Below are 25,208 nucleotides of genomic sequence, written 5' to 3' on the forward strand. Positions count from 1 at the left end.
GGAGCGAAGTCCCATGCTCAAGGGCGACAAGGTCATCTTGCGAGCCATCGAGCGCCAAGACGCCGAACGGCTCCACAAGTGGATGAATGACCCCGAGGTGATCCGCTTCATGGGCATGCGCTTCCCGATCTCCCTGCTGGCGGAGGAGAACTGGGTGGCGCAGGAGCACGACCCCAAGAAGGAGCTGCGTCTGGCCATCGATACGCTGGAGGGCCGGCACATCGGCAGTTGCGGCCTTGGCCATATCGACCCTTACACACACAGCGCCGAGCTGGGGGTCTGCATCGGGGACAAGGAATACTGGAGCCAGGGCTACGGCACCGACGCCCTGGTCACCCTCTGCGCCTTCGGGTTCACGCAGATGAACCTGCACCGCATCTCACTGCGGGTCTTCGCGGAGAACACTCGGGGCATCCGCTGCTACGAGAAAGTCGGCTTCCAGCACGAGGGCACGCTGCGGGAGGACGTGTACAAGAACGGCCGCTACCACAATCTGCTGGTCATGGGCATCCTCGTCCACGAGTTCGCGGAGCTCTGGCCGCAGCGCTGGCCGGAGGACTAACAGGGCCTCGCCCCGGGCCTAGGCTCCCATCTGGAGGATCAGGCCCAGGCACAGCAGGCCCAGACCCACCAGCGTCGCCAGCAGACTGCCGTAGAACGAAAGCGCCCAGTTGTGGCAGGTGTGGGTATCCCCGTTGGGGAGCTTCACCTGCCACAGCTCCAGGAAGGGCCGCGGATAGCGCCGATACCAGCCACTGGCGGTCACCTTCTGCCCCTCGAAGCTCTCCGCACGGAACAGTCCGAAGAGCAACTCGAAGATCCGCAAAGGCTGGCGGTAGTCCAGCACCATGAAGCCGGTGTCGTCCTGGATCACCAGGTCCTCGCTCCAGTACAGCCCCGGAATGCCCCTGCCAATCACGGTGCCCTCCAGTGTCGAGGGAAGCGACCGGATCTGCGACACCTTCACCTCGCCAACCAGGTCAGTGATCTTTCGGGGCGGGAAGCTCTTCGTCGGGTACTTGTACAGGACGCGCAGGAAGGCCCCCAGTGCCCAGCCGGCAACAATTGCCGACAGCGGCGCCAGCAGCAGGTTGCCCTCGCCGGTGTCGAAGCCCTTGACGATGCCCAGGCCGAAGGAGGCCGCGACGCCCGTTAGCAGACCGATCAGGGGCAGGTACTGGGCCAGCAGGTCCGTCAGGAACTCGTCCCAGTAGCCCTCTGGTGCCTTGCTCGGCACCTTGTAGAGCGGCACTTGCCCCATCCGCTCCGCCAGCGTACCCAGAGCCCGAACCCGCTTGGCCGGCAGAGGGTGGCTGGAGCTGAGCTCGCACACCAGCGCCCAGGGGTTCCACACATCCCAGCGCATGGCCCGCAGCGTTCCCGCGTGGTCGGGTGCATGGTCGGCCTGCGAGTAGCTCCCGGCGGCCGCAAGGGCCATGGACGCCCCGAAGCCCGGGTCGAAGATGCCCATCGACTTCAGGCCGCCGGACACCGCCAGCGCCTGGGCGGTCACCTTCTTCTCGCCACCCTCCACAGACACGCCCTTGGGAGCCCTCGCAAGCCCGTAGGCGATCTTCATGAGCGCGGAGGCCAGCGCATTGGGATTCTGACTGGTCTCGGCAGAGAAGCTGTCGGCGTAGTACTCCCGCACCCGGCTCAGGAGCAGCACCACGTACTGGCTGATGAGGTAGAACACGTAAGCCATCAGCGCCACCAGGGCGACATAGCCGCCGTTGCGGTTCCGCCCGCGCCCCGAGGCTATTCCGAAGCGGTAGATCATGTACAGGACCATCGGCACCGTCGCCGCGACGGTCATGACCACGAAGTCCCAGTGGACGATGTGTCCCATCTCGTGGAGCACGACGGCCTTGCGCTCCTCAGAGTCGCACAGGTCGATGAGGCCGCGGGTCACGACCACTCGGGCGTTGTTGGGATGGTGGCCGAAGGTGAAAGCATTGGGGTTCCCGTCCTCAATCACCCCGAAGCGCGGCTCACGCAGGCCCCGGTCGTGGCACACCGCACGCACAGCCGTCGCGATCACCGGGTCGGCAGCATCCAGCGGCATCCAGTTGATCTTGTACACCCACTGGATGATCGAGGGACTGATGAGGTACTGCAGGCAGCCGATCGCGAGGGCAAAGAGGATCCCGGCGGTCACCGCCACCGGCCCCTCAAGGCCCAGGGCATACAGCGCCGCCACCCCTACCGCGAAGACCATCCCCCACAGCATCCCCAGAACCATCAGCGAGCGGAAGGCCAGGTTCGCCACGACACACACCTCCAGATGACAGGGGACGACAGACGGCCTGTTGCGCCCCAGAGGACCCCGATGCGAGACACTCAGTCCGGTTCGGCGAAAGCACCTCCGGTTCCTGCCGAAAGCAGAGGGGAGCGACCATCGGCCGCTCCCCCGGGCAACTCTTGCTGCCTGGACGCCCTTAGGAGCTGGGCTCCGCCGGGTCCCAGCACAGCTTCTGGTCGACGCTCTGCTCCTTGGCCCACTTGCAGTGGCCATCGACGTAGCCGAAGATCAGGCCGTCATTGTGACGCTGAGGGTACTTGTTGCCGATGAAGGAGTCGTCCTGGGGCGGATGACCGGCGAGGTCGTTGTTGGCGTCATTGATCCACCAGCGTCCGCTGGTTGCGACCTTGCTATCCCCGGTGAGGTTCGGGTTCATCACCTCAGGCGAGGCATCGCCCACCAGGATCTTCACAGCCGGGTCGAAGAAGTTGCCCAGAGACTGGGCGCTGGCATAGTAGCTCAACCCATAGCCAGGTCCGCTGTCCTTACGGTCCGGGCAGAACATGATCTGGCGGTTGTGAGTGTAGGGGAAGATGCCGTTGTACCACTGGGTCTGGGGATCGCCGGCCACGAGCTGGCCCTTGACGATGCACTCGTCAAAGTCCTGCGCATACATTGAGACGGCCATGCAGATCTGGTGGAGGTTGGAGATACAGGCGGCCTGTCGCCCCTTGGCCCGTGCGTTGGAGTATACGGGCATGAGGATAGAGGCCAGGATGGAGATGATGGCAATAACCACCAGCAACTCGATCAGCGTGAAGCCCTGGCTGCGTCTTGGGTCCATCTGAGTCCCGCCTTTCACCCTCCTGGACCGCCCGAGGCCTTAGCCCTGCATCGCCTGAGGTATCCTTCACTAACCATAACGCTTACCCCCCACTTTGGTTCACTCACCAAGGCTCCCCTGGACTCGGAATCACCAGGAGGTGTCAGTATGGACGAGAGGGAATAGGGGCAAGTTCCAGCAGCCCGAACCTCTGGGTGATCCATGAGCGCAGACTGCCTTCTTGCCATCGATCAGGGCACTACCTCCAGCCGGGCGGTGATCGTCGGGCCTTCGGGCACCATCATCGCCGACCACCGCTGTGAGTTCCCGCAGCACTACCCCCGACCGGGCTGGGTGGAGCACGATCTGGAGGACCTCTGGGACAGCGTGGTTTCCTCCGTTACGGGCGCGATCGCCAAGCTCCCCGGAGGCTGGAACCGCATCGCCGCCCTGGGTGTCACCAATCAGCGCGAGACCATCGGAGTCTGGGAGCGACGAAGCAGCCGCCCCGTCTCAAGGGCCATCGTCTGGCAGTGTCGCCGCACGGCTGAGATGTGCGATATACTTCGCCGTGACCATGCCGAGGCCCTGCACCGCCTCACCGGTCTGACGGTCGATCCCTACTTCTCGGGTCCCAAGCTGCGCTGGCTGCTGGACAATACCCCCGGGCTGCGCGGGAGAATCGGCGAACTCGCCGCCGGCACCATCGACACCTGGGTCGTGTGGAAGCTTACCGGCGGGGCACAGCACCTCACCGACCCGACCAACGCGTGCCGGACGATGCTGTACGACCTCGATCAGCGCGCCTGGTCGCCGGAGCTGCTGGACCTGATGGACCTTCCCCGGGAGATTCTGCCGCAGGTGGTGGCCTCCGGTGGGCGCTTTGGCGAAACCGCCCCGTGCGAGGGGATTCCGGGCGGGATCCCGATCTGTGCGGTGATGGGCGACCAGCAGTCAGCCCTGTTCGGTCAGGGGGGCGTGGAGGCCGGGCAAGCCAAGAACACCTACGGGACGGGATGTTTCCTGCTTGCCAACACAGGGCGAAGTCGCGTAGACTCCCGGGCTGGTCTTCTCTCTACCCTCGCCTGCGATGCCACAGGGAGCCCGTGCTACGCTCTGGAGGGTAGTGTTTTCGTCGCAGGGGCGGCCGTGCAATGGCTCCGCGACGAGTTGGGCGTGATATCCTCGTCCGCCGAAGTGGAGACGCTGGCGGCGTCGGTCCCCGATACAGCGGGCGTGTCCTTCGTTCCGGCCTTTGTTGGTCTAGGTGCCCCGTACTGGGATGCCGGTGCTCGTGGCGCGCTTCTGGGCCTCACTCGCGGAGCTGGACGGGCTCACCTTGCCCGCGCCGCCCTGGAGGCCATTGCGCACCAGAGCGTTGACGTGCTGGAGGCCATGGCGACAGACGGCGCCGAGGTGGTCCAGTTGAGGGTCGACGGCGGGGCAAGTCGCAACAACCTGCTTATGCAGATCCAGGCCGATCTCGCCGGCCTGACGGTCCTGCGCCCCCAGGAGGTTGAGATGACCGCTCTGGGAGCCGCCTACCTGGCAGGGATCAGTGCCGGGCTCTGGACAGACCCCTGGAGCGCCTCGGAGGGCCTGGATCGCTTCGAGCCGCGGCTGACTGAAGCCGAACGTGTCGAGCGCCGGTCTCGCTGGCGTGATGCCGTTGCGCGGGTCCGGAGCAACCAGAGGTGAGAAGCTCTCTCGATCTGCAGGTCGATCGTGCTAGAGGTGCTGGAAGGCGAGAAGGAGAATTCCCGCTCACGAGGAAATGCACCGGCACACCCGGCACGGAAGCGTCGGTGAAGAGCCCCGGGCGTGTGGTCCGCGGGGCTGTTTACGGGAGTACGGGGACAAGGGCGGCCCGCGGCCGCGGAGCCAGGATCGGCGCCGCCAATCTTGACGCCTGCCTAGGGTAATGTTACGATTACCTCTTGCCCCTGAGATCCCCCCAGATACCCCTCTGTGGGCAGTGGAGTCGATTGCACCATGATGGACGTAAAGAAGCTTGCGGAGCTCGCTCGTACAGACGAAGGTCCGGTCAAGATCCAGCGGCAGATGAGCTTGCCCTGGAAGGATGCCTTCCGTATCAGCATCAAGAACGTGACCCTCCGCCTGGGTCGAGCGGCGATCACCGCCTCTGGTGTGGTGCTGGGTATTGCGTTCCTGATGTCGATCTGGACCTCTCGCGTGTGCACCGACGGCATCGAGAGGTACGAAGCCCAGAGCGCTCGCGCTGTCAACCTCGAGAGCGGCCCAGGTGGCGAGGCTGCCAAGGCCGAGAAAGTGCAGCGCACTGCGCGCCAGAACTGGCTCGTGGTCATGTCCCTGCTGGTGTGCATGGTAGGGATCACAAACTCCATGCTCATGTCGGTAACGGAGCGGTTCCGTGAGATCGGAACCATGAAGTGCCTCGGCGCGCTAGACGCTTTCATCGTTCGGTTATTCCTCATAGAAACGGCCCTGATGGGATTTCTTGGATCTCTAGTCGGGGGCCTCCTAGGCCTCCTGGTGATGCTGATCGTCTTCACCATCAAGGACCACTCCGTGGCGGCGAAGATGGACTGGGGTCAGCTGGCGATCTACCTGGCTGTGTCGCTGAGTATCGGCATTGTCGTCTCCCTGTGTGCCGCGGTAATCCCGGCCATGGGTGCAGCGAAGATGCCTGCAGCAGCGGCGCTGCAAAGCGAAGTCTAGGCAGCAAGTGCATACTGCCGCGGACGACGGAGCCCGTATCCGCGGTTGGGTGATCTAGGCAGGCATAGGCCTGCTATCCGTTGGCCATTCTCCTACGCGAGGTTCCCATGGCGGGGCCGTCGCGGGCAATGCCCGGATCGCGTGGGGGTAGCAGGAGGCTGTCTCATGGCGCTCATCAAGTGCCCGAACCCGAACTGCGATTATGAGGTAGAAACCACCGGCCTCGTAACGGTCTGCCCCAAGTGCAAGACCGACCTTCGGGGCGTGATGCAAGAGCTCTCGAAGATCGGCGAGGGTAAGTTCAAGGCCGCAGACCTGGTGCATGACGATTCGGTCACAACCCACGAGTACATCGTCCGCACCAAGGGTCTGACCAAGGAGTACCGCATGGGCGACAACATCGTCCGTGCCCTCCGTGGGGTCGACCTGGACATTCGCCGCGGCGAGTACCTCTCCATCATGGGCCCGTCCGGTTCGGGCAAGTCGACCCTGTTCAACATGGTTGGCGGCCTCGATAAGCCCACCAGCGGGACTTGCTTCATCGAAGAGGTCGACATGGCCCAGCTCGACGCTTTTGAGCTGGCCTGGCTGCGCTGCCGCAAGATCGGCTACATCTTCCAGACCTTCAACCTCATCCCGGTCATGACCGCCCTCGAGAACGTGACCCTGCCCATGATCTTTGCCGGAATGAACTCCGACGAGATGATGGAACGCGGCCGCACGCTCCTCGAACTGGTCGGCCTCGGTGAGCGCCTGCACCACAAGCCCTCTGAGTGCTCCGGCGGACAGCAGCAGCGTATCGCTGTCGCCCGCGCCCTGGCGAACAGCCCGGCCATCATCCTGGCTGACGAGCCCACCGGCAACCTCGACCTCCAGACCGGTAAGGAGATCATCGAGCTGCTCAAGGAGCTCAACGTCGAAAGCGGCGTCACCATCATCTCTGCCACCCACGACCTCAAGATGATTGACGTATCCGACCGTGTCGTCCACATCCGTGACGGCGGTGTCGAGCGCATCGACAAGCGCGAGGACATCGAACTCGCAGTCGGTGTTATGGGCGGGCAGCAGGGGCACTAGCCGTACCCGCGCCACCGCGGTCGGCGGCCCAAGTGCTGCTGTCGCGACCCGTGGTGGGTCGGCTCGTTGGGGGATGAGGTGGGGCAGCCGAGTCGAGACCTGAGAGCCAAACCCAAATCTAGATCCACAAACCTGGGCCCCCGGCAATCGGCGCAGAGACCATGTCCGCGCCGTGGAGGGTGAGGCGTGCACCATCGCCCCTCTTCGCTGCTGAGGTGCCCAAGGCGGTGAGCCTGTCTTGAAGCGCGCAACAACAGGACGATTCCGGGGTCTGCTTACCTTCGCGGCGATCCTGGTCCTGACCGCAGGGTCTGCGGTCGCCCCGGCCCAACGCCAAAGCAGTGAAGAAGAAGAAATCGTCCTGAAGTCGGACACCGACTACCAGAAGGTATCGACGCTGGTTGATCCAGCCGAGATGCAGGCCACCATCCAAGAGATGGCTGGCCTCGGATCCCGTGTCACGGGCTATGACGGCTGCGATCAGGCCGCCAAGCTCGTCGAGACCCGCTTCCGCGAGCTCGGTCTTCAGGACGTCGAAGTCGAGGAGTTCCCGGTCGTCGTCCCTGTCGTCAAGCCCGATGCCCAGGGACGTGCGGCCTCTCTCTCCGTCAAGGGCGCCGATAGCTTCGGGATCATCCCCCTGTGGCCCAACATGGTCCGCACCCCGAAGACCCCGACCGAAGGCGTTAACGGACGCCTGGTCTACGGCGGAACCGGCAACCTGCGCTTCTTCAATGGCAAGGATATCTCCGAGTCGATCGTCATGGTCGACTTCAACTGCGGCGCCGACTGGTTCAACGCTCCCCTGCTGGGCGCCAAGGCGGTTCTGTTCATCGAGCCCGATGAGACGATCCGTGGCGAAGCCGAGCAGAAGTTCCTCTCCATCCCGACGAACATCCCGCGCTACTGGGTACCGAAAGACGTCGCCGACTACCTCATGGGGCTCCTGCGCAGCGAGGACCGCGTCGACATCACCCTCAAGTGCAACATGGCTTGGGAGCAGCGCACGGGCAAGAACATCGTCGCACACATCAAGGGCACCGACCCGCGGCTCAGCAAGCAACAGGTCGTCGTCCAGGCCTACTATGACTCGATCTCCGTCGCTCCGACCGTCGCTCCTGGCGGCGAGAACGCCTGCAGCATCGCCGCCCTCTACCAGATCATAAAGGCCGTGCAGGCCAACCCACCCAAGCGCAGCATCACCTTCCTGGCCACTGCCGGGCACTTCGAGGCCCTGAGCGGCGCCAAGTACTTCATCCGCGAGCGAATCCGCGGTGGACGCAGCGAACGTCGCGTCCGCCAACTGTTCTCGCTGGTCAACAAGGGCCGGCGTGAGATCGAGGACGCCGCCGACCGCGTTTGGGAGGAAGACAAGTCCACAAAGATCGAGAAGACCGAGGAAGAGATCGTCGCCGAGCGCATGCGCGCTCTCGGACGCATCCAAAAGTCCATCCACTTCGCCCAGAAGAACATGGGCAAGATGGGCAAGGTCATCCGCAAAGCACTCAAGGAAGATCCGAACCGCGGCAAGCTCGACGAGTGGCAGCTCAACGACGCAGAGAAGAAGGAGCGCCTCCGACTCATCGACGAGTTCCAGAAGGCCGGACCCGGGATGACCAAGGCGCTCGAGGACGCTATCGGCGTGGTCCGCGAGGCTCGAAAGGTTCCCGAGACAGCCTCCCTTGAAGACAGGAAGGCGCAGCTCGAGAAGGTAAAGGCCTCCATCGACGCCTCTACCGACGCCCTCGACTTCTCCCAGGAGGACATCTCCCTCTGGTTCTCCGTTGACTTGTCGAGCCACAACAATGCCTACGGCATCTTCTACAAGGGCTACTTCTACAACTACAGCGAGAACATCCAGTGGAAGTTCTCCGACATCGGTAAGAAGGCTCGCGAGTACGGCGACCTGATCGGCCAGGCCCTCGGTGTCGACGCTACGACACGCTTCGCCGACGGCATCAACGCGATCCAGGGCAAGACCTGGCAGACCTACATGGCCGGCAAGCTTGCACTGGACAGCGAAGTCGCCACCCTCGCCGGCATCCCCGGTCTGGGCTTCGCGACGATCAACGACTCGCGGCCCCTCGTCGACACGCCACTGGACACCCCACAGAAGGTTGACGTCGACAACCTGGCAGCGCAGACCACCTTCCTGAGCTGCATGCTGTGTGACCTGATCAATATCTCCGACCCGGCCAACAAGGACCTCTACGACCTGCAGCTGGACGACAACTTCGTCGAGGTCAAGGGGCGCCTAGTTGAGTTCAACCCGGAGATGACCACCTTCCCGGACGAGCCGATGACCGCCGCCATGGGCGCCATCGCCGTCGCCCGCACTGGCACGAAAACCTCCATGGGTGTGCGCTCCGAGCTCTTTGCCGTGCCGAGCAACCTGCCTCCGTACGCTGAGATCAAGGAGAACGGCCAGGTCACCCAGTTCAGGGTCCCCGACCAGACCAAGGACCCGAAGGGCTACAATGCCTTCCGACGTGAGCACCGCCGCGCCTTCGAAGAGTGGAAGGACAAGGGCGGCAAGATCCACATGCTGGGCTTGCCGAACAGTCGTGCCAGGGGCGGTGTGACCCCGGTCGAGGGCTACATGCTCGACCCGGAGGACGGGCGCGTCTCGATGGCCCCGGACAAGGGGGTCAACGGTGAGACGGCATACCCGACCGCTCTCACCATGGACCAGGAGATCAAGCCTGTCACCAGCGTCATGTTCAAGTGCAAGGCCATGACCATCTTCGACATGGTCGACCAGCGCTTCTTCGAGCTTCTGCGCGAGATAAATGTCTACGACGCGGCCAATGACGCCTCCCCTTACGAGTACGGTTTCTGCCTGCCGCTTCCGCCGCAGCAGTTCGTGTCGGCCTATGAGCCGGTCGCCGTCGTCTTTGCGCAGAGCGGTACCAAGGTCAAGGTGACCATGGGCGCCAGCGTTCTGGGTCTGCGCATGGTCCTTGTGAACCCGACGCCTTTGAAGCCGGAGGGCGAAGGCTACCTGATCGACGATAACGCTTCCATGTATGCGACGCCGTACCGCGTCGCCGCCGACATGTGGAAGCTCGACGAAGACCGCATGTCGAAACTGCGCAAGCACGGCATCGAGAACAGCCGCGTCGACGCAGCCCACGAGCAGGCGCATGATGACCTGATCGCGGCCGAAGACCTGATGCAGCGACGGCTCTACGACAAGTTCTTCACCGCCGCCCGGTCGGCGTGGAGCTTCGAGTCGCGAGCCTATCCTGACGTCCGCAGTACCTCTGACGACGTCATCAAGGGCATTCTGTTCTACCTGGCACTTCTGCTGCCCTTCGCCTTCTTCGCCGAGCGCCTGCTGATCGCCGCACCGGATGTACGCTGGCAGATCATCGGCTTCTTCGGCGTGTTCATGTTCGTCTTCTTCCTGATTGCGCTGGTCCATCCGGCCTTCGCCATCACCTTCACACCGGCCATCATCCTGTTGGCCTTCGTCATCCTCGCGCTCACGATGGTCGTTATCGCGATCATCGTCCAGAAGTTCGAGCAGCAGATGAAGGAGGTCCGCTACGAGCAGACTGGTATCAGGACGGCAGACGTTGGCCGTCTGAGCGCTTCGGGTGCCGCCTTCAACCTCGGCATCGCCAACATGCGCCGCCGCAAGGTGCGTACGCTGCTGACCTGTCTGACCCTGGTCCTGCTAACCTTCACGGTCCTTTCGTGCACCTCCGTTGTTGAAGGCGTGCGCACGAATCGAATCCGGCTCCCGAAGACCGCGACCTACAACGGGATCGAGATCCGCGACAAGACTTGGAACGCCATTGGTGAGCCGACCTACCGCGTCATGACCAACGAGTTCGGCGACAGGTTCCCGGTCGCCCCGCGGGCCTGGTACTTCTCCAGCAAGGTCGGCGACCAGTCCTTCGTCAACGTTAGCCGCGGCATCGACACCTATGCTGCCACCGCCATGGTCGGCCTTACCGCCCAGGAGGCGGACATCACCAAGCCGCAGGCTCATCTGATGGCCGGCCGGTGGTTCCGGCCCGACGACAGCCTCGTGTGCATCATCCCCGATGGGATGGCGAAGAAGCTGAACATCGCCAACGATCAGGTTGGTACGGCGACGGTCTCGGTCTTCGGCACCGACCTGCGCATCATTGGCATCGTTCGGTCGAACCGGTTCAAGAACCGCGCCAACGACCTCGACGGCGAGAACCTGACGCCCGTTGACTATCTACTCATGCAGGAACAGGCCGCCCAGCAGCAGTCACAGCAGCGGTCCGACCGCATGAGTGAGGACGAGCTGCGTGAGTACATCCACCTTGCGCCGGATAGCGTCCTGTTTGTGCCCTACCAGTTCGTTATCAACGCCGGCGGCAATCTCCGCTCGGTGGCCATCGGGATCCCGCAGGCGGATGAGGTGCGGAAGGCCCTCGACAACCTCATGCAGCGCATTGAGCTGAACCTGTACGCCGGCATGAATGGCGAGACCTACCTGTGCAGCGCCGTGAGCGCGACGAGCTTCAAGGGAGCCTCCGACCTGGTAATCCCGATCCTCATCGCAGCGGCCATCGTTCTGAACACGATGCTGGGATCGGTGTACGAGCGCACCAAGGAGATCTACATCTACAGCTCCCTTGGCCTTGCGCCGACCCATATCGCGGCCCTGTTCATCGCTGAGGCCTGCGTGTACGCCATCCTCGGCGCCATCGCCGGTTACCTCGTGGGACAGGCCATGGCCAAGCTGCTAATGACCTTCGGGTGGCTGGCCGGTCTGAACCTGAACTACTCGTCCCTGTCGGCAGTTGGATCGACCTCGATCATCATGCTTACGGTGCTGCTGTCGGTCATCTACCCGGCCAAACGTGCCTCCGAGATCGCCATGCCGGGTATCGAGCGCCGCTGGACGTTGCCGGAGCCTCAAAACGACCAGATCGCCATGCCCCTTCCCTTCACGGTGACCGGGGACCAGGCAGTGGGTGTGAACATGTTCCTGCGCGAGTACCTGGCGGCCCATGCCGACTACTCGCTAGGGCACTTCTCCACGGCCGACATCGAGCTCGGGACCATACAGGCCGAGCTGGGCGAGGGGTACCAGTTGTCGCTCATGGTCTGGCTGGCTCCCTACGACCTGGGTGTCTCGGAACGCTTGCTCCTCCAGACCGTTCCGACGGAGGACGAGGAAGTCTACCAGATCCAGGCCGTTATTGTGCGCGAGAGCGGTGACGAGTCCTCCTGGATCCGCGTCACCCGCAACTTCATCAACATGCTCCGCAAGCAGTACCTGCTATGGCGCACCTTCCCGGCCGGCCTCAAGGGCGAGTACGGCCAGCGCGGTGCCAAGCTCATGGCGGGCGAGCTCGAAGAGGAAGAAGGCTAGGCTACGCAACCTGAGTGGGGCTCGCCGTGCGGTATGACAAGGCACGGCGGGCTTTGTGAGGCCGAGAAGTAGGCCGTTCCGTGTTGCGCAGACCGCATCAGCGAATTCATATCTAAGCAACTGTGTCCTTGTGCCGGAGGTGCCACGTGCTACGCCGAGACCCCGAACTTGAACTGTATCGAGGGTTGATGGACCAGCCCACGAGCTTCGAAGAAGGCTTCGATATGAAAGCCATCATCGGAGCGCTCTTCGTGGGATTCGTGATGATGCCGGGCTCGATCTACCTCGGGCTGGTTGCCGGTCAATCCCTCGGACCCGCCGCAGAGTGGACTACGATCATTCTGTTCACGGAAGTGGCTCGGCGCTCCTTCGTCACCCTCAAGCGCCAGGAGATCTACATCCTGTTCTCCATCGCCGGCGCACTGACCAGCATGCAGGGCGGCGTGGCACTCGCCGGAGGCGCCTTCGCCGGCAAGATCTGGGACCAGTACTTCATCAGATCCCCGGCAGCCAAGGGCATGGGCATCTCGAACGAGATCCCCACCTGGGTCGTCCCGAACGCGAACTCACCGGCAATCCTGAACCGAACCTTCTTCCACCGAGACTGGCTGATCCCGGGGATCCTGCTATTCCTGGGCACGATCCTTGGCCGTCTCAACAGTTTCGGTATGGGCTATCTGCTGTTCCGTCTGACCTCAGACTACCAGCGGCTGCCCTTCCCATGGGCCGCGGTTTCCGCCCAGGGCGCGACTGCACTGGCTGAGGCTTCGAGCAAGGAAGAGACCTGGCGCTGGCGGACCTTCTCCATCGGCGCGATGATTGGTCTCGTGTTCGGTGCCTTCTATGTCGGTATTCCCACGGTCACCGGCTGCATCATGAGCAAGCCGCTCCAGCTCCTGCCGATCCCGTGGGTCGACCTCACCCGCAGCACCGAGACACTGCTGCCGGCGGTGCCCACAGGCTTTGTGACTACGCTGGGCTCCATCGGTAACGGCTTCGTTGCTCCTTTCTGGTCGGTCATGGGGGCCTTCGCCTCCGCCGTGCTCACCCTCCTGTTTAACCCCTACATGCACAAGATCGGGGTGCTCACCACCTGGAAGGCGGGCATGGGGACGATCGAGACCAGTTTCGCGAATGACATCGACTTTTACTTCTCCTTCCGCATCGGCGTCGGCTTCGCGGTCTTCGCGATCAGCATCTACAACATCCTTGTGCGCATCAAGGCGAATAGGGATGCGAAGGAGCAGGGCGAGAAGGAGATCGGGAGTTGGGTGCCGCCGGCCGGTCGCGGCGACGGCATGAACTGGGTATGGTGGTGCGTCGGTCTGTTTGTGGCCTCAACGGCAGGCTACGTGTACCTGTGCCACTTGCTGGTCCCGCGGTTCCCACTGTGGATCGTCATGTTCTTCGGGTTCATCTTTACGCCGATCAACTCTCTGATTGACGCGACGATGATCGGTATGGTTGGTCAGTGGGTCGGTATCCCGATGGTGCGTGAGGCCACCTTCATTCTGAGCGGGTACAAGGGCGTAGACATCTGGTTCGCCCCGATCCCGATCAGCGACTTCGGCGGCGGCGCGCAGAACTTCCGTGTCATCGAACTCACAGGCACCAAGATCACGAGTACCATCAAGGCCGAGATCACGGTGTGGCCAATCACCCTGTTCTGCAGCCTCCTGTTCTGGCAGTTCATCTGGCGGCTGGCTCCGATCCCGTCCGTGTACTATCCGTACGCCCAGAAGATGTGGCACCTGCAGGCGCTGCAGAGGGGTCTCATGCTGACCTCCACCGTCAACCGCGAGCGGAGCCTCTTCTTCCGGGCCTGGAAGCCCTGGTTGGCCGCAGCGGGCTTCGGTTTCGGGACGGTGACCTACACCATCCTGAATGTGGCGCGACTGCCGGTCATGTTCGTGTTCGGTATCGTGAGAGGCTTGGGAACCTTGCCTCACTTCGTCGTTCCCGAGTTCGTCGGGGCACTGATAAGCCAGTACTACTTCGTGCCTCGCTACGGGGCACGGCGGTGGAAGCAGTACGCCACGGTTCTGATGGCCGGCTTCTCCTGCGGCATGGGCCTCATCGGAATGGGCACGGTTGCCCTGGCCATGATCAGCAAGTCAGTGTCGCAGATGCCGTACTAGTAGCATCATCGGCGTCCACCGAGGGGCGTGGATGCGGTTGCCAAAGGTTACCCTGGGAGGGGCGAGCGCTGAAGCTCGCCCCTCTTTGTCTAGGCGTCTTCCCTCAAGGGTGGCCGTGAGGGTATGTTACGATCCCGCGCCTGGGTGAACCTTGCACCCGGAGCGCCGTCAAGGTAGCAGAGCAGGCGCAGGCGTCGCATCGATCTGGCCGCTGTAACACTCGAGAGGCGTGGGAAAGTGGCCGGAACTTTTGTGCAAGGAGCCTGTTTATTACGTGTATCCGGGGCGCTATCGGGTTCCGGCCACCCGGCGCTATGTGAGCGCAAGGAGGCTTTGCAGAATGCGTGGACGAGGTAAAGGGAAGGGCTTCACGCTGATCGAACTGCTGGTTGTGATTGCCATTATCGCAATCCTGGCCGCAATCCTGTTTCCGGTGTTCAGCCGCGCGCGGGCGAAGGCACGACAGGCCGCCTGTCAGTCCAATATGAAGCAGCTCGGACTGGCGATGATCATGTACGCAAGTGACTACGACGAAACCCTGTCCCCCTACTGTGTCTCGGGGAACTTCGACCAACAGGCAAACGACGTCACCTGGGATGTTGCGATCCTGCCCTACATGAAGAACAAAGAAATCCTCTACTGCAGCGATAGCCGTTTCCACTCCGACGGGACCCTGCCGCAGCAGGGGCGCAAGCGCAGCTATGCCGAGCCCCGGTATCTCGGTGACCCGTACAACACCACGATCGGCGTGGTCGGTGTGGCCGATCCACCCAACCCAACGAGGACCGTCATGCTGTGCGAGAAGGGCGCGTACCTCCCTGGGACGCTCGAGGACGCCGGTTGCGAGTTCGCCAAGCAGGCGGGGTACAGCAAGGAGAACCCGGCGGTTCCGTACCCGCATAACGGTGGGAAGAACTTCCTGTTCCTCGATGGCCATGTGAAGTGGTACGGCGGGTCGTCAGGGCCCTTTGTCACACCGAACTCCGACATGGTCGATGCGGCGAACTGCCCCAACAATGGGTACGCAAGCCACGATGTCGGTCATATGGAGTTCCGGCAGGACTGGCCGGCGGCCGACTAGGTTCGCGGAGGTCTGCCGCAGATCGCAGGTAGGCAAAGAGGGTTTTCTGGGCGCAGCTTCCGTCGGGGGCTGCGCCTGCTCGTCCGAGTGGGGTATACTGAGTCAGGGCATGTGCCGCGTCAGGTGGTCGCTCGTTGGAGAACACGTGATCTCAGGCCGGTGGCCAGATACTCGGCCGCCGGTGGACCGCGGTCTCGGGAGAGTGATGGCAGTGCGAGCGTGGCAAGCGGGATTCACCCTGATCGAGATGCTGGTCGTGATCGCGATCATCGCGGTCCTGGCGGGCATCCTCTTCCCGGTGGTAAGCCGTGCCCTTGAGAGTGGCAGGCGAACCACCTGTTCCTCCAACCTCCGCCAGTTGGGTGTTGGGGCGCGGGCCTACTCCATGGACTACAACCAGTTCCTCGTGAACTGGTGTGTCTCCGCTCCGACCCCGGATTGGGCACCCGACCCGAAAGACGAAGCAGACCCCGCGGTGATCACCTGGGATGTGAGCCTCAGCACCTACCTGCGCGGCGGTAAGGCGATACTCAGGTGCCCCTCAAACCGCAACAACGTGGCCGGTCGAGAGTCGCGAGGCTACGCGATTGCCCAGTACACGCAGAAGGCCTCCGGCAGGGGTAGTGGTGGCGCCGTGGCGTACTGGGGCATCTGGGAGGGCAGCATTCCGAACCCGACGGAAACCGTGCTGCTCTTCGAGAAGGGCAACTACGAGCCCGGCAGTTGGGCCGATGCCCTGGGGCAGAATCTGCATGAGAGCAGTAACGGACCACTTCGCGCCGAGTACACGCCCAACCCTCAGCACGAGCAAACCTACAGCGGCAGCGTCATCAGCACCCGGCCCTTCCACTACGACGGCAAGAACCTGCTGTTCGTCGACGGCCACGTCAAGTACTTCACACTGACCTCGGGACCCTTTGCTCGCGTGGGCGTATCCACCCCGGTCAAGGGGATGGTCGAGACCGAGGCGGATCTACCTCCCGCCGAGTAGCCCTCTGCCCCCTGGAGCCGGGTGTCCTTCGCGTGACGTATCTATAACCACCCTTCATAGTGCCTATTCCCAGGGCGGGCCTTCGTGGTATAATGAAGGCCGCGGGGTGCTGTGTCCAGGGGTTAGTCACAGGCCGCGCAAGTGCGATGAGTTGTGTCCCTCTGCCGGGACGTTCCCCCACCTGCGTGGTGCCTGAAGGATGACATGGAGGGTACGAGCGATTGTGATTGGCTCGGACTATCGTGTTGGCATTGATGTCGGATCAGTGAGCGTCGACCTCGCGGTTCTGGACGAAGCGGGAGAGGTTGTCGAGGACCGCTATGTACGTCATATGGGCCGCCCGATGCATGTCGCAGGCGACGTCCTGCAGGCGGCTGTGAGCAAATACGGCGCCGAGAACCTGCGCGGATTGGCGGCAACCGGCGGAGGTGGACGCGTCGTTGCAGATCTGCTTGGGGCCGCCTTCGTCAACGAGGTCGTCGCGCAGGGCACTGCTGCTGCCGTCCTCCACCCCGAGGCGCGTACCGTTGTTGAGATCGGCGGCGAGGACTCCAAGCTTATCTTCCTGCGCCCCACCGACTCAGGCGGATACGAGATCGCCGACTTCGCCATGAATGCCATGTGCGCTGCTGGCACAGGGTCCTTTCTCGACCAGCAGGCCTCGCGCATGGGTCTGAGTATCGAGAGGTTCGGCGAGCTCGCGCTCAAGTCCGATGCACCCCCTCGTGTCGCGGGGCGATGCAGCGTATTCGCCAAGAGCGACATGATCCACTTGCAGCAGAAGGCAACTCCCCTCCACGACATTGTGGCCGGGCTATGCTACGCCCTCGTTCGCAACTTCAAGAGTACCGTCGGCTCGGCAACGGTCATGACTCCGCCGGTGGCCTTTCACGGCGGAGTGGCCGCTAACCCGGGGATCGTCCGGGCTATGCGCGAGGTTCTGGAACTGACCGATGGCCAGCTCATCATCCCCGACCACTTCGCCGCCATGGGCGCAATTGGCGCGGTGCTCAAGGTAGGCGAGGAGATCCCGAGGCCCGACTGGTCTCGTCTGGAGGAACTCTCCGGCTACGTCGCCCACGGCGACCACGGGACCTTGCGCCCTCTGCAGCTCGCGAAGTCCGTCGTGCAAGAGGGACGTGTGACGCCGCCGCCGGCGGATGTGGCGGAGCCCCTGCCTGCATACCTGGGTGTTGACGTCGGCTCGATCAGCACCAACCTTGTCGTCATCGACGCTCAGCGGCGAGTCTTGGCCAAGCGGTACCTGATGACCGCCAGTCGGCCTATCGAGGCCGTTCGTCAGGGCCTGATGGAGATCGGCGCCGAGATCGGCCACCTTGTGGATATCCGGGGCGCGTGCACCACCGGCTCCGGTCGCTACCTCATCGCCGACTTCCTTGGCGCCGACGTCGTCAAGAATGAGATCACCGCCCAGGCGCGCGGAGCACTGCAGATCGACCCTGACGTGGACACCATCTTTGAGATCGGTGGGCAGGACTCGAAGTACATCGCCATCGACAACGGCCACGTGATCGACTTCGAGATGAACAAGGTCTGTGCCGCCGGCACGGGCTCCTTCCTCGAAGAGCAGGCCGAGAAGCTTGGCATCAGCATCAAGGGCGAGTTCGGCGAACTCGCCCTGAAGGCACAGAACCCGGTCAATCTGGGCGAGCGCTGCACCGTGTTCATGGAGACGGAGCTGCAGCGCAACCAGCAGGCAGGGGCGGCCCTCGAGGACCTTGTCGCGGGCCTTGCCTACTCGGTTGTCTACAACTACCTGAACCGTGTCGTCGCCCGCAAGCGTGTGGGCAAGCGCGTGTTCTTCCAGGGCGGCACCGCCTTCAACCGTGCTGTCGTGGCTGCCTTCGAGATGGTCACGGGCCAGTCCATCACCGTGCCGGCCCACAACGAAGTCACCGGAGCGCTGGGCTGTGCCGTCATCGCCATGGAAAACGATCGCGGCGCCGGTAGCACCTTCAAGGGCTTCGACCTGAGCAGCAAGCGCTACACGATCGAGTCCTTTGAGTGTCAGGACTGCCCGAACCGCTGCGAGATCAACAAGGTCTCGGTGGAGGGCGAGGAGCCGCTCTACTACGGCAGCCGGTGCGAGAAGTACGACGTCGTTCGTCGTGGGCGGACCCAGAACGATCTCCCCGACCTCCCCGACCTCTTCGCCGAGCGCGAGCGTCTGCTGCTGAACAGCTACAAGCCCACGCAGCCCGTGCCAGACACTGCTCCGCGGGTTGGGGTGCCCCGGGCGCTGATGTTCCACGAGCTCTACCCACTGTTCCAGGCGATCCTGACCGAGCTGGGCTGCAAGATCGTGCTGTCGGACCGCACCAACAAGCACATCATCCACGAGGGCGCCGAGCGGTCCGTTGCCGAGACCTGCTTCCCAATGAAAGTCGCGCTCGGGCATGTGCTGAACCTGCTCACCAAGGACATCGACTTCATCTTCCTGCCCAGCATCATCAACCTGCACAAGATGGACGAGGACATGACGGACAGCTTCGTGTGCCCGTATGTCCAAAGCTTCCCCTACACCGTCAGGTCCGCCGTCGACTTTGCGGCGGCCGGGGTCGAGATGCTGACGGTGCCTCTGTACCTGCAGCTCGGCGAGCGCAGCCTTGTGGAAGGTATGGCCAAGATGGCGCGCAAGCTCGGCCGAAACGTGCGCCAGGTCCGGAAGGCCGTGGCCGCCGGTCTCAAGGCGCAGGAAGAGTTCCAGGCGGCGCTGCACAAACGCGGCCAGGAAGTCCTGGAGAACCTGCCGGAGGATCGTCCGGCCATCGTCGTAGTGAGCCGTTCCTACAACGGCTGCGACCCGGGAGCCAACCTGGAGATCCCGCGCAAGCTGCGCAACATGGGCGTCCTGGCGATCCCGCTGGACTTCCTGCCCCTCGACAGCGTGGGGTTGCCCAAAGACTGGTTCAACATGTACTGGCGGTACGGCCAGAAGATCCTGGCGGGCGCCGAGATCATCTCGCATGACTCGCGGCTCCATGCCCTCTACCTTACGAACTTCGGGTGCGGGCCGGACTCCTTCGTAAGCCGGTTCTTCCAGGAGCGCCTCGGCACCGAACCGGTGCTCATGATCGAGGTCGACGAGCACAGCGCGGACGCCGGCATGATCACTCGTTGCGAGGCCTACCTGGATAGCCTGGAGGCGACCCAGGGCCGAGCGTTCGATAGCGGACGACGCTTCCGCCCTCTGAGCATCAGTCCGGGGACCGAGCGCACGGTCCTCATCCCCAACATGAGTGGCCACGCTCATGCCCTGGCGGCCGCCTTCCGGTCCTGCGGCATGAAGGCTGAAGTCCTGCCCGAGCCCGACGAGGAGACGCTGCTCTGGGGACGTCAGCATACCACCGGCAAAGAGTGCTTCCCGTGCATCGTCACCACCGGCGACATGGTCAAGTATGTGCGGACCCAGGACTTCGACCGCGACAAGATCGCCTTCTTCATGGGCGGCTCCGGCGGGCCCTGCCGCTTCGGTCAGTACAACTGCCTGCAGCGAATGGTGCTCGATGACCTGGGCTACGAGGATGTCCCCATCTTCGCGCCCAACCAGAGCAGCCGCTTCTACTCCGACATGGGCATCGTCGGTCGTCAATTCCTGCGCACCGGTTGGCAGGCGGTAGTAGCCGTGGACTTGCTGGAGAAGGCCCGGCTCCAGACACGGCCCTATGAGACCGAACTGGGTGCGACGGAGCGGGTGTACGAGGAGTCCGTGCGCGATGTGTGCGAGACGGTGGCAAGCTGCGGCAACCTTCGGGCGGCAGTCGAGCGAGGCCGGCGGCGCTTCGAGACCGTGGCTACGGACCGCTCTGTCCCGAAGCCCGTCATCGGCCTGGTGGGCGAGTTCTACGTCCGCCTGAGCGACTTCAGCAACCAGAACCTGATCGCCAAGATCGAGGCCCTGGGTGGCGAGTGCTGGATGGCGCCGGCCTACGAGTGGTTCCTGTATCGCAACTTCCGCCGTGACATGCGCAGCCGCCAGACCGGCGACTGGAAGATCGTGTTGAAGACCAAGGGCATGGACTACGTGATGCGCATGGACGAGCACCGCCTGCAGAGCGGCTTCGACGGCTTCCTGCGGAACGCCCATGAGCCGCCCACCGAACTCGTGCTCAAGTACGCCGAGCCCTATGTGCACAAGACCTTCGAGGGCGAGGCGATCATGACGGTCGGCAAGGCCATTGACTTCGCTCGCAAGGGCCTGAGCGGCATCGCCTCCGTGATGCCCTTCACCTGCATGCCCGGGACGATCTCGCTGGCGCTTATGAAGCGCGTGCGCAACGACGAGAAGGAAATCCCCTTCCTGAACATGGTCTACGATGGCCTCGAGCAGTCCACCGCACAGACGCGGCTGGAGGCCTTCATGTACCAGGCACGGGAGTACATGCAGCAGCAGGCCGGTGCCACCACGGGCAGTCACTGAGCGAAGAGGGGTCAGTGAGAAGAGGGGAGAGCCGGGCTACGACCCCGGCGGCTTCGGCCCGAAGTACTGGTACAGCGTGCACTTGATGCGCCCGTTGTAGAGCTTGCGCCGGTGTGTGGCCGGGGCTCCGAAGAGCGTCTCGAAGGCCTCGTGCGGGGTGAGCACGAACCAGCTCCAGTCCCGCAGACGTGGGAAAACCTGGCCCATTTCGCGATACAGCGCCTCGGCCTCTTGCAGATCGCCGAGGCGCTCGCCATAGGGCGGGTTGCACACCAGGTAACCGTACTTGTGGTGCGTGCGGAAGTCGACCAGGGGCTTCTGCTCCAGCTCGAGGTCCTCCTCAAAGCCCGCTCGCGCTGCGTGATGCCGGGCCAGACCGATGGCCTCCTCCGAGATGTCCGATCCCCACAGTCGCAGCCTCTGGTCGTTGCGCGCCAGGTCGTCGGCCTCCTCAAGGCTCTCCGTCCATACCCTGCGCGGCAGACTCGGCCACTTGAAGGCATCGAAGGTACGCAGCGTGCCCGGTGCGATGTTGCGGCCAATCAGTGCCGCCTCGATGAGCAGCGTCCCCGATCCGCAGCAGGGATCGGCGAGGATGTAGCCCGGCTGCCAGTGGCTCAGGTAGATGATCGCCGCGGCAAGGGTCTCACGCAAGGGAGCCGGTGCCGACAGGTCGCGGTAGCCCCGCTTATGCAGGCCGGTCCCGCTGGTGTCGAGGGTGATGGTTGCCACGTCGCGCAGGAGCGACACCTGGATGCGGAACCGCGGTCCCGTCTCCTCGAAGTGCTCCTGCCCGTAGCGTTGCGCGAGCGAGTCGACGACCGCCTTCTTGACGATGCTCTGGCATGCCGGTACCGACGTGAGCTTGGACTTCACCGACTTGCCGACCACTGGGAACTCGCCGTCGCGAGGGATCCAGTCGGCCCAGGCCAGCGAGCGAACCCCGTCATAGAGCTCGTCGAAGGTCAGCGCCTTGAAGCGCGCCATCTGCAGCAGCACACGGTCGGCGCAGCGCAGCCATAGGTTCGTGCGGGCGATCCCCGAGAGGTCACAGGAGAGGCGCACGCTGCCACGGTCCACTTCGAGCCTGTCGTACCCGAGGGCACGAAGCTCCTCGGCGACGAGACTCTCCATCCCGAAGGCACAGGTTGCCTGTAGTTCGATCATGAGGGTACCTCTTCGGACGCCGTCTCGGGCTCGGCCGGAGCGATCGCGCCGGTTACAACCGCCAGCCACATCCCCAGGACCAGCAGCCACGACCAGTACGCCGAGATGAGTTTCCCCACCGTCCGGCTCACGCCGAGGTTGTGTGGTCCCGGGTATCCGACGGCCAGTCCCGCCAGCACGGGGTAAGTCTCTGCACGTGGCAAAGACCGGATCGCCCACAAGGCCGGGAGCAGCAGTAGGACGTAAGCGTAGTCCTTGAAGCGTGGCACCGCCAGTGCGTAGGTGATCAGCGCCACCATCACCAGTCCATAGCGGTCACCGCGATTGGCAAACCGACGCAGGGCGCGCAGGCCAAAGCCGACGATTGCTGCGAAGTACACGCCCCAGATCGCGGGGATCAACCACGGGGTGCGCACAAGGAACTGCGCCCTCCCGAAACGCTCGGGTAGGTCGTCCAGGAGAGCCAGCGCACAGGGGTTGATCGAGCCGACCTCGCGCACTCCACTGATGCTCCCCAGATAGGACGGCAGCAGCTCCGGGTACCTCGCATAGGGCCCAAGCACCAGGATCGCCAGCACCGCAAGTCCAAGGCCCATTGCACCGAGGCGACAACTCAGGCGCCCGGGCACAAACAGCAGCAACCCCAACAGAAGCGCGGGCAGCAGGTTGAAGACCGCTGCCAGGGCCACGAGAACCGCAAACCAGGCGTAGCGTCCGCGCAGGAAACACACCAGGCCGGCCCAGATGGCCAACTGCTCGAAGGGTATCTTGTTGCCCGCCCGCAGGTCCTCGCACAGCGCCCCATTGAACCCGAACACCAACAGCGCCCCCAGCAGCAAGGGGTCGACCTCGGGGACGAAGTGCTTCCGCCACAGCCAGATCAGCGCTACCAGCGCGCCCAGCTTGGCGGCCAACCACAGGTAGTAGGCGGTCACGTAGTCCAGCCCCGCCAGCGGCCACCACAAGGCCAGCGTCGCCAGCGGATAGCGGAAGGCAAAGAGCATCGAAGGCTCAGCGCCGGCCGTGTGCAGGGAGTCCAGAGTATAGGGATCGAGGCCCTGCGCGAAGGCACGCTCAGCGTAGTAGAAGGGCTTCAGGTCCCACTGAAAGGCGTCGGGACGCAGGGCCACATTGAGCAGATTCGCCATCGCGGCGCCGCCAACGACGAGCCATCCCAGGACGCGCCAGAGGCGAGTGCCCGTTTGAGCTACAGCCATGTCCCGTGGCCCCCCTCAGGACCCTGCGCCGAACTTCCGCCTCGGAATCTGTTCGCAGACAATGCCGCCGTCCACCACGATCGTCTGGCCCGTAATGTACGCTCCGGCCTCGCTGGCCAGGAGGATCACGGCGCCGACGCAGTCTTCCGGTCGCCCCAGTCGCCCCAGGGGAATGTGCTCCAGCAGGTACTCCCAGAACCCTTCGGCGACCTGAAAGTCATCGCCGATCTCCGTCTCGATCAGCCCCGGCGCGACCGCGTTCACCGTGATATGGTGCGGCGCGAGTTCGACCGCCAGGGACTTGGTCAGCATCTCCACAGCGCCCTTCGAGGCGTTGTAGGGCGCCAGGTAGGCCTCGGCCTGCATCCCGTTCGTCGAGGAGACGTTGATGATCCGCCCGCCGTGACCGGCCTGCATCATCGCAAGCGCGATCTGCTGCGACAGAAAGAAGGGCGCACGAACGTTGACGTTCATCGTCCGGTCCCAGTGCTCGACCGTCACCGCGGTGAGGGGCTCCAGGTAGGCCATGCCCGCGTTGTTGACCAGGATATCGATCGCGCCGAAGTCCGACCAGATCGTCTCCACGATCCGCGGGAAGGCCTCTACGTCGGCGAGTTCCGCCTGGATGGAGCAAGCTCGGCGGCCCATCCCCAGGATGTGCTCCACGACCTCCTGCGCTGCCTCCTCTGCCTGACGGAACAGCACCACCACCTCGGCGCCGGCCGCCGCAAGACCCAGGGCGAGACCGCGACCGATACCGCGTGATCCTCCGGTAACGAGGGCACGCTTGCCCTCGAGCGAGAACTGCTTCATCCTATCGCCTCTCTGTCGGTGTTCGAGCGGCAAGACGGCCGACGACTACCTGAGTTTGCCGGAGCCGTCAATCGGCCACACGTCGACAACGCGCCCTTGCTGGCAGACGTACAGCTCGCGGTGAAGGTTGCAGGTGGTGCAGGCGTGCGAGGGGATCAGCTCGACCTTCTCGCCGACGACCAGCGGCGTGCCGGTGACCTTCAGGATGCAGTGCTCCTCCGAGCGGAAGCTCGGTATCTCGACACCTTCACGGCCGCGGACCTGTGGCGAGCCGAACTCCGCGCCCACACCCTTCACGCCGACGTCCAGAACCGCGCGACTGGCGCTCGGACTACTGACACAGGTTGTCAGTACGGAAAGCGCGTTGTCGAACTCCCGGCGCACGCCATGGTAGTAGCAGTCCATGGTCACGTAGGTGCCGGCCTGGATCTCGTCGACGCCCTCCAGGGCTCCCGTCATGTCGTAGGTGCCGGTGCCGCCACCCGACACGATCCCCACGGGCATGCCAAGCGCGCTCTCGATGAGGTCGGCGGTGTCGAGGGCCTTGTGCATGTCGCGGGTCACCGCGGCACGCCGCTCCTCGGGATCGGGCAAGGTCACGACGTGGCCCTCATAGGCCTGGACGCCATCGAAGCGCAGACCGGGCAGGCCTGCGATCAGCTTCGCCAGCTCCACAGCCGGCTCGCCGGGTTCGACGCCGCACCGGTCCATGCCGATGTTGACCTCGATCAGGCAGCCGACGATCACTCCGGCCGCCGAAGCCATTTGGGAGAGCTGCCGGCAGTTGTCCTCGGCGTCGACGGCAACGCGGACCATCGCCCGGTTCAGGAGTGCCAGCAGCCGCTTGATCTTCTGCGGGCCGACTACCTGGTTGGCGATGAGGATGTCCTTGAAGCCTGCACCGACGAGAACTTCGGCCTCGCCGAGCTTCGCGCAGGTTACTCCGGCAGCTTCCCGGACTACCTGGCGCTTCATCAGTTCGGTGCACTTGTGGTTCTTGAAGTGCGGCCGCAGCTTCGCGGGCTTGTCGGCGAAGAAGTCGGCCATCCGGTCTATGTTGCGCTGGGCGGCATCCAGGTCCAGGACCAGACACGGGGTATCCAAGTCCTGGAAGGGACCGCCGATCATCGAGCTAGACATGGCAAAGACCCCTCAAGGG

At 63.8% G+C, this 25,208-nt stretch carries 15 protein-coding genes; 9 read left to right on the forward strand and 6 right to left on the reverse strand.

Features of this window, described 5'->3' with window-relative positions; translation table 11 throughout:
- Positions 1 to 13: 13 nt before the first annotated feature.
- Positions 14 to 562, forward strand: a complete 549-nt coding sequence (locus ABFE16_07720; protein ID MEN6345180.1) for a GNAT family protein — start codon at positions 14 to 16, stop codon at positions 560 to 562.
- An 18-nt stretch (positions 563 to 580) separates the two neighbouring features.
- Here ABFE16_07720 and ABFE16_07725 read toward each other — a convergent pair whose 3' ends face one another.
- Complete coding sequence (locus ABFE16_07725) at positions 581 to 2,269, reverse strand: zinc metalloprotease HtpX (GenBank protein MEN6345181.1); 1,689 nt, start codon at positions 2,267 to 2,269, stop codon at positions 581 to 583.
- Positions 2,270 to 2,438: 169 nt separating this feature from the next.
- Positions 2,439 to 3,086: a prepilin-type N-terminal cleavage/methylation domain-containing protein gene (locus ABFE16_07730; GenBank protein ID MEN6345182.1), complete on the reverse strand. Its 648-nt coding sequence runs from the start codon at positions 3,084 to 3,086 to the stop codon at positions 2,439 to 2,441.
- Between the two features lie 201 nt (positions 3,087 to 3,287).
- Here ABFE16_07730 and glpK point away from each other — a divergent pair, with 201 nt between their 5' ends.
- The 8 genes from glpK to ABFE16_07770 all read left to right on the forward strand — a co-directional run bounded on the left by glpK (position 3,288) and on the right by ABFE16_07770 (position 20,852).
- Positions 3,288 to 4,763, forward strand: coding sequence for a glycerol kinase GlpK (gene glpK / locus ABFE16_07735; protein ID MEN6345183.1), 1,476 nt, complete (start codon positions 3,288 to 3,290; stop codon positions 4,761 to 4,763).
- A 294-nt stretch (positions 4,764 to 5,057) separates the two neighbouring features.
- Positions 5,058 to 5,765: an FtsX-like permease family protein gene (locus tag ABFE16_07740; protein MEN6345184.1), complete on the forward strand. Its 708-nt coding sequence runs from the start codon at positions 5,058 to 5,060 to the stop codon at positions 5,763 to 5,765.
- Between the two features lie 387 nt (positions 5,766 to 6,152).
- On the forward strand, positions 6,153 to 6,842 hold the full coding sequence (locus ABFE16_07745; protein MEN6345185.1) for an ABC transporter ATP-binding protein: 690 nt from the start codon (positions 6,153 to 6,155) through the stop codon (positions 6,840 to 6,842).
- A 238-nt stretch (positions 6,843 to 7,080) separates the two neighbouring features.
- Complete coding sequence (locus ABFE16_07750; protein MEN6345186.1) at positions 7,081 to 12,201, forward strand: FtsX-like permease family protein; 5,121 nt, start codon at positions 7,081 to 7,083, stop codon at positions 12,199 to 12,201.
- Positions 12,202 to 12,389: 188 nt separating this feature from the next.
- Entirely contained in the window at positions 12,390 to 14,339 is a 1,950-nt protein-coding gene (locus tag ABFE16_07755) for a peptide transporter (GenBank protein ID MEN6345187.1), read from the forward strand.
- Between the two features lie 340 nt (positions 14,340 to 14,679).
- Positions 14,680 to 15,420: a DUF1559 domain-containing protein gene (locus ABFE16_07760; protein MEN6345188.1), complete on the forward strand. Its 741-nt coding sequence runs from the start codon at positions 14,680 to 14,682 to the stop codon at positions 15,418 to 15,420.
- Positions 15,421 to 15,631: 211 nt separating this feature from the next.
- Entirely contained in the window at positions 15,632 to 16,411 is a 780-nt protein-coding gene (locus ABFE16_07765; protein MEN6345189.1) for a type II secretion system protein, read from the forward strand.
- Between the two features lie 199 nt (positions 16,412 to 16,610).
- On the forward strand, positions 16,611 to 20,852 hold the full coding sequence (locus ABFE16_07770; protein MEN6345190.1) for an acyl-CoA dehydratase activase: 4,242 nt from the start codon (positions 16,611 to 16,613) through the stop codon (positions 20,850 to 20,852).
- A 36-nt stretch (positions 20,853 to 20,888) separates the two neighbouring features.
- Here ABFE16_07770 and ABFE16_07775 read toward each other — a convergent pair whose 3' ends face one another.
- Genes ABFE16_07775 through ABFE16_07790 form a run of 4 tightly spaced genes read right to left on the reverse strand, consistent with a single transcriptional unit; the run spans position 20,889 to position 25,189 of the window.
- A complete protein-coding gene (locus tag ABFE16_07775; protein MEN6345191.1) occupies positions 20,889 to 22,019 on the reverse strand; it encodes a class I SAM-dependent RNA methyltransferase in 1,131 nt (376 codons plus the stop codon).
- Positions 22,016 to 23,236, reverse strand: coding sequence for a glycosyltransferase 87 family protein (locus tag ABFE16_07780; GenBank protein MEN6345192.1), 1,221 nt, complete (start codon positions 23,234 to 23,236; stop codon positions 22,016 to 22,018). Before ABFE16_07780 ends, ABFE16_07775 begins: the two co-directional genes overlap by 4 nt.
- A 15-nt stretch (positions 23,237 to 23,251) precedes the next feature.
- Positions 23,252 to 24,049 (reverse strand): glucose 1-dehydrogenase, encoded by a 798-nt coding sequence (locus ABFE16_07785; GenBank protein ID MEN6345193.1) that lies wholly within the window; start codon positions 24,047 to 24,049, stop codon positions 23,252 to 23,254.
- Positions 24,050 to 24,094: 45 nt separating this feature from the next.
- Positions 24,095 to 25,189, reverse strand: a complete 1,095-nt coding sequence (locus ABFE16_07790) for a DSD1 family PLP-dependent enzyme (protein MEN6345194.1) — start codon at positions 25,187 to 25,189, stop codon at positions 24,095 to 24,097.
- Positions 25,190 to 25,208: the final 19 nt, after the last annotated feature.

Source organism: Armatimonadia bacterium (genome assembly GCA_039679385.1).
Lineage (GTDB): Bacteria > Armatimonadota > Zipacnadia > Zipacnadales > JABUFB01 > JAJFTQ01.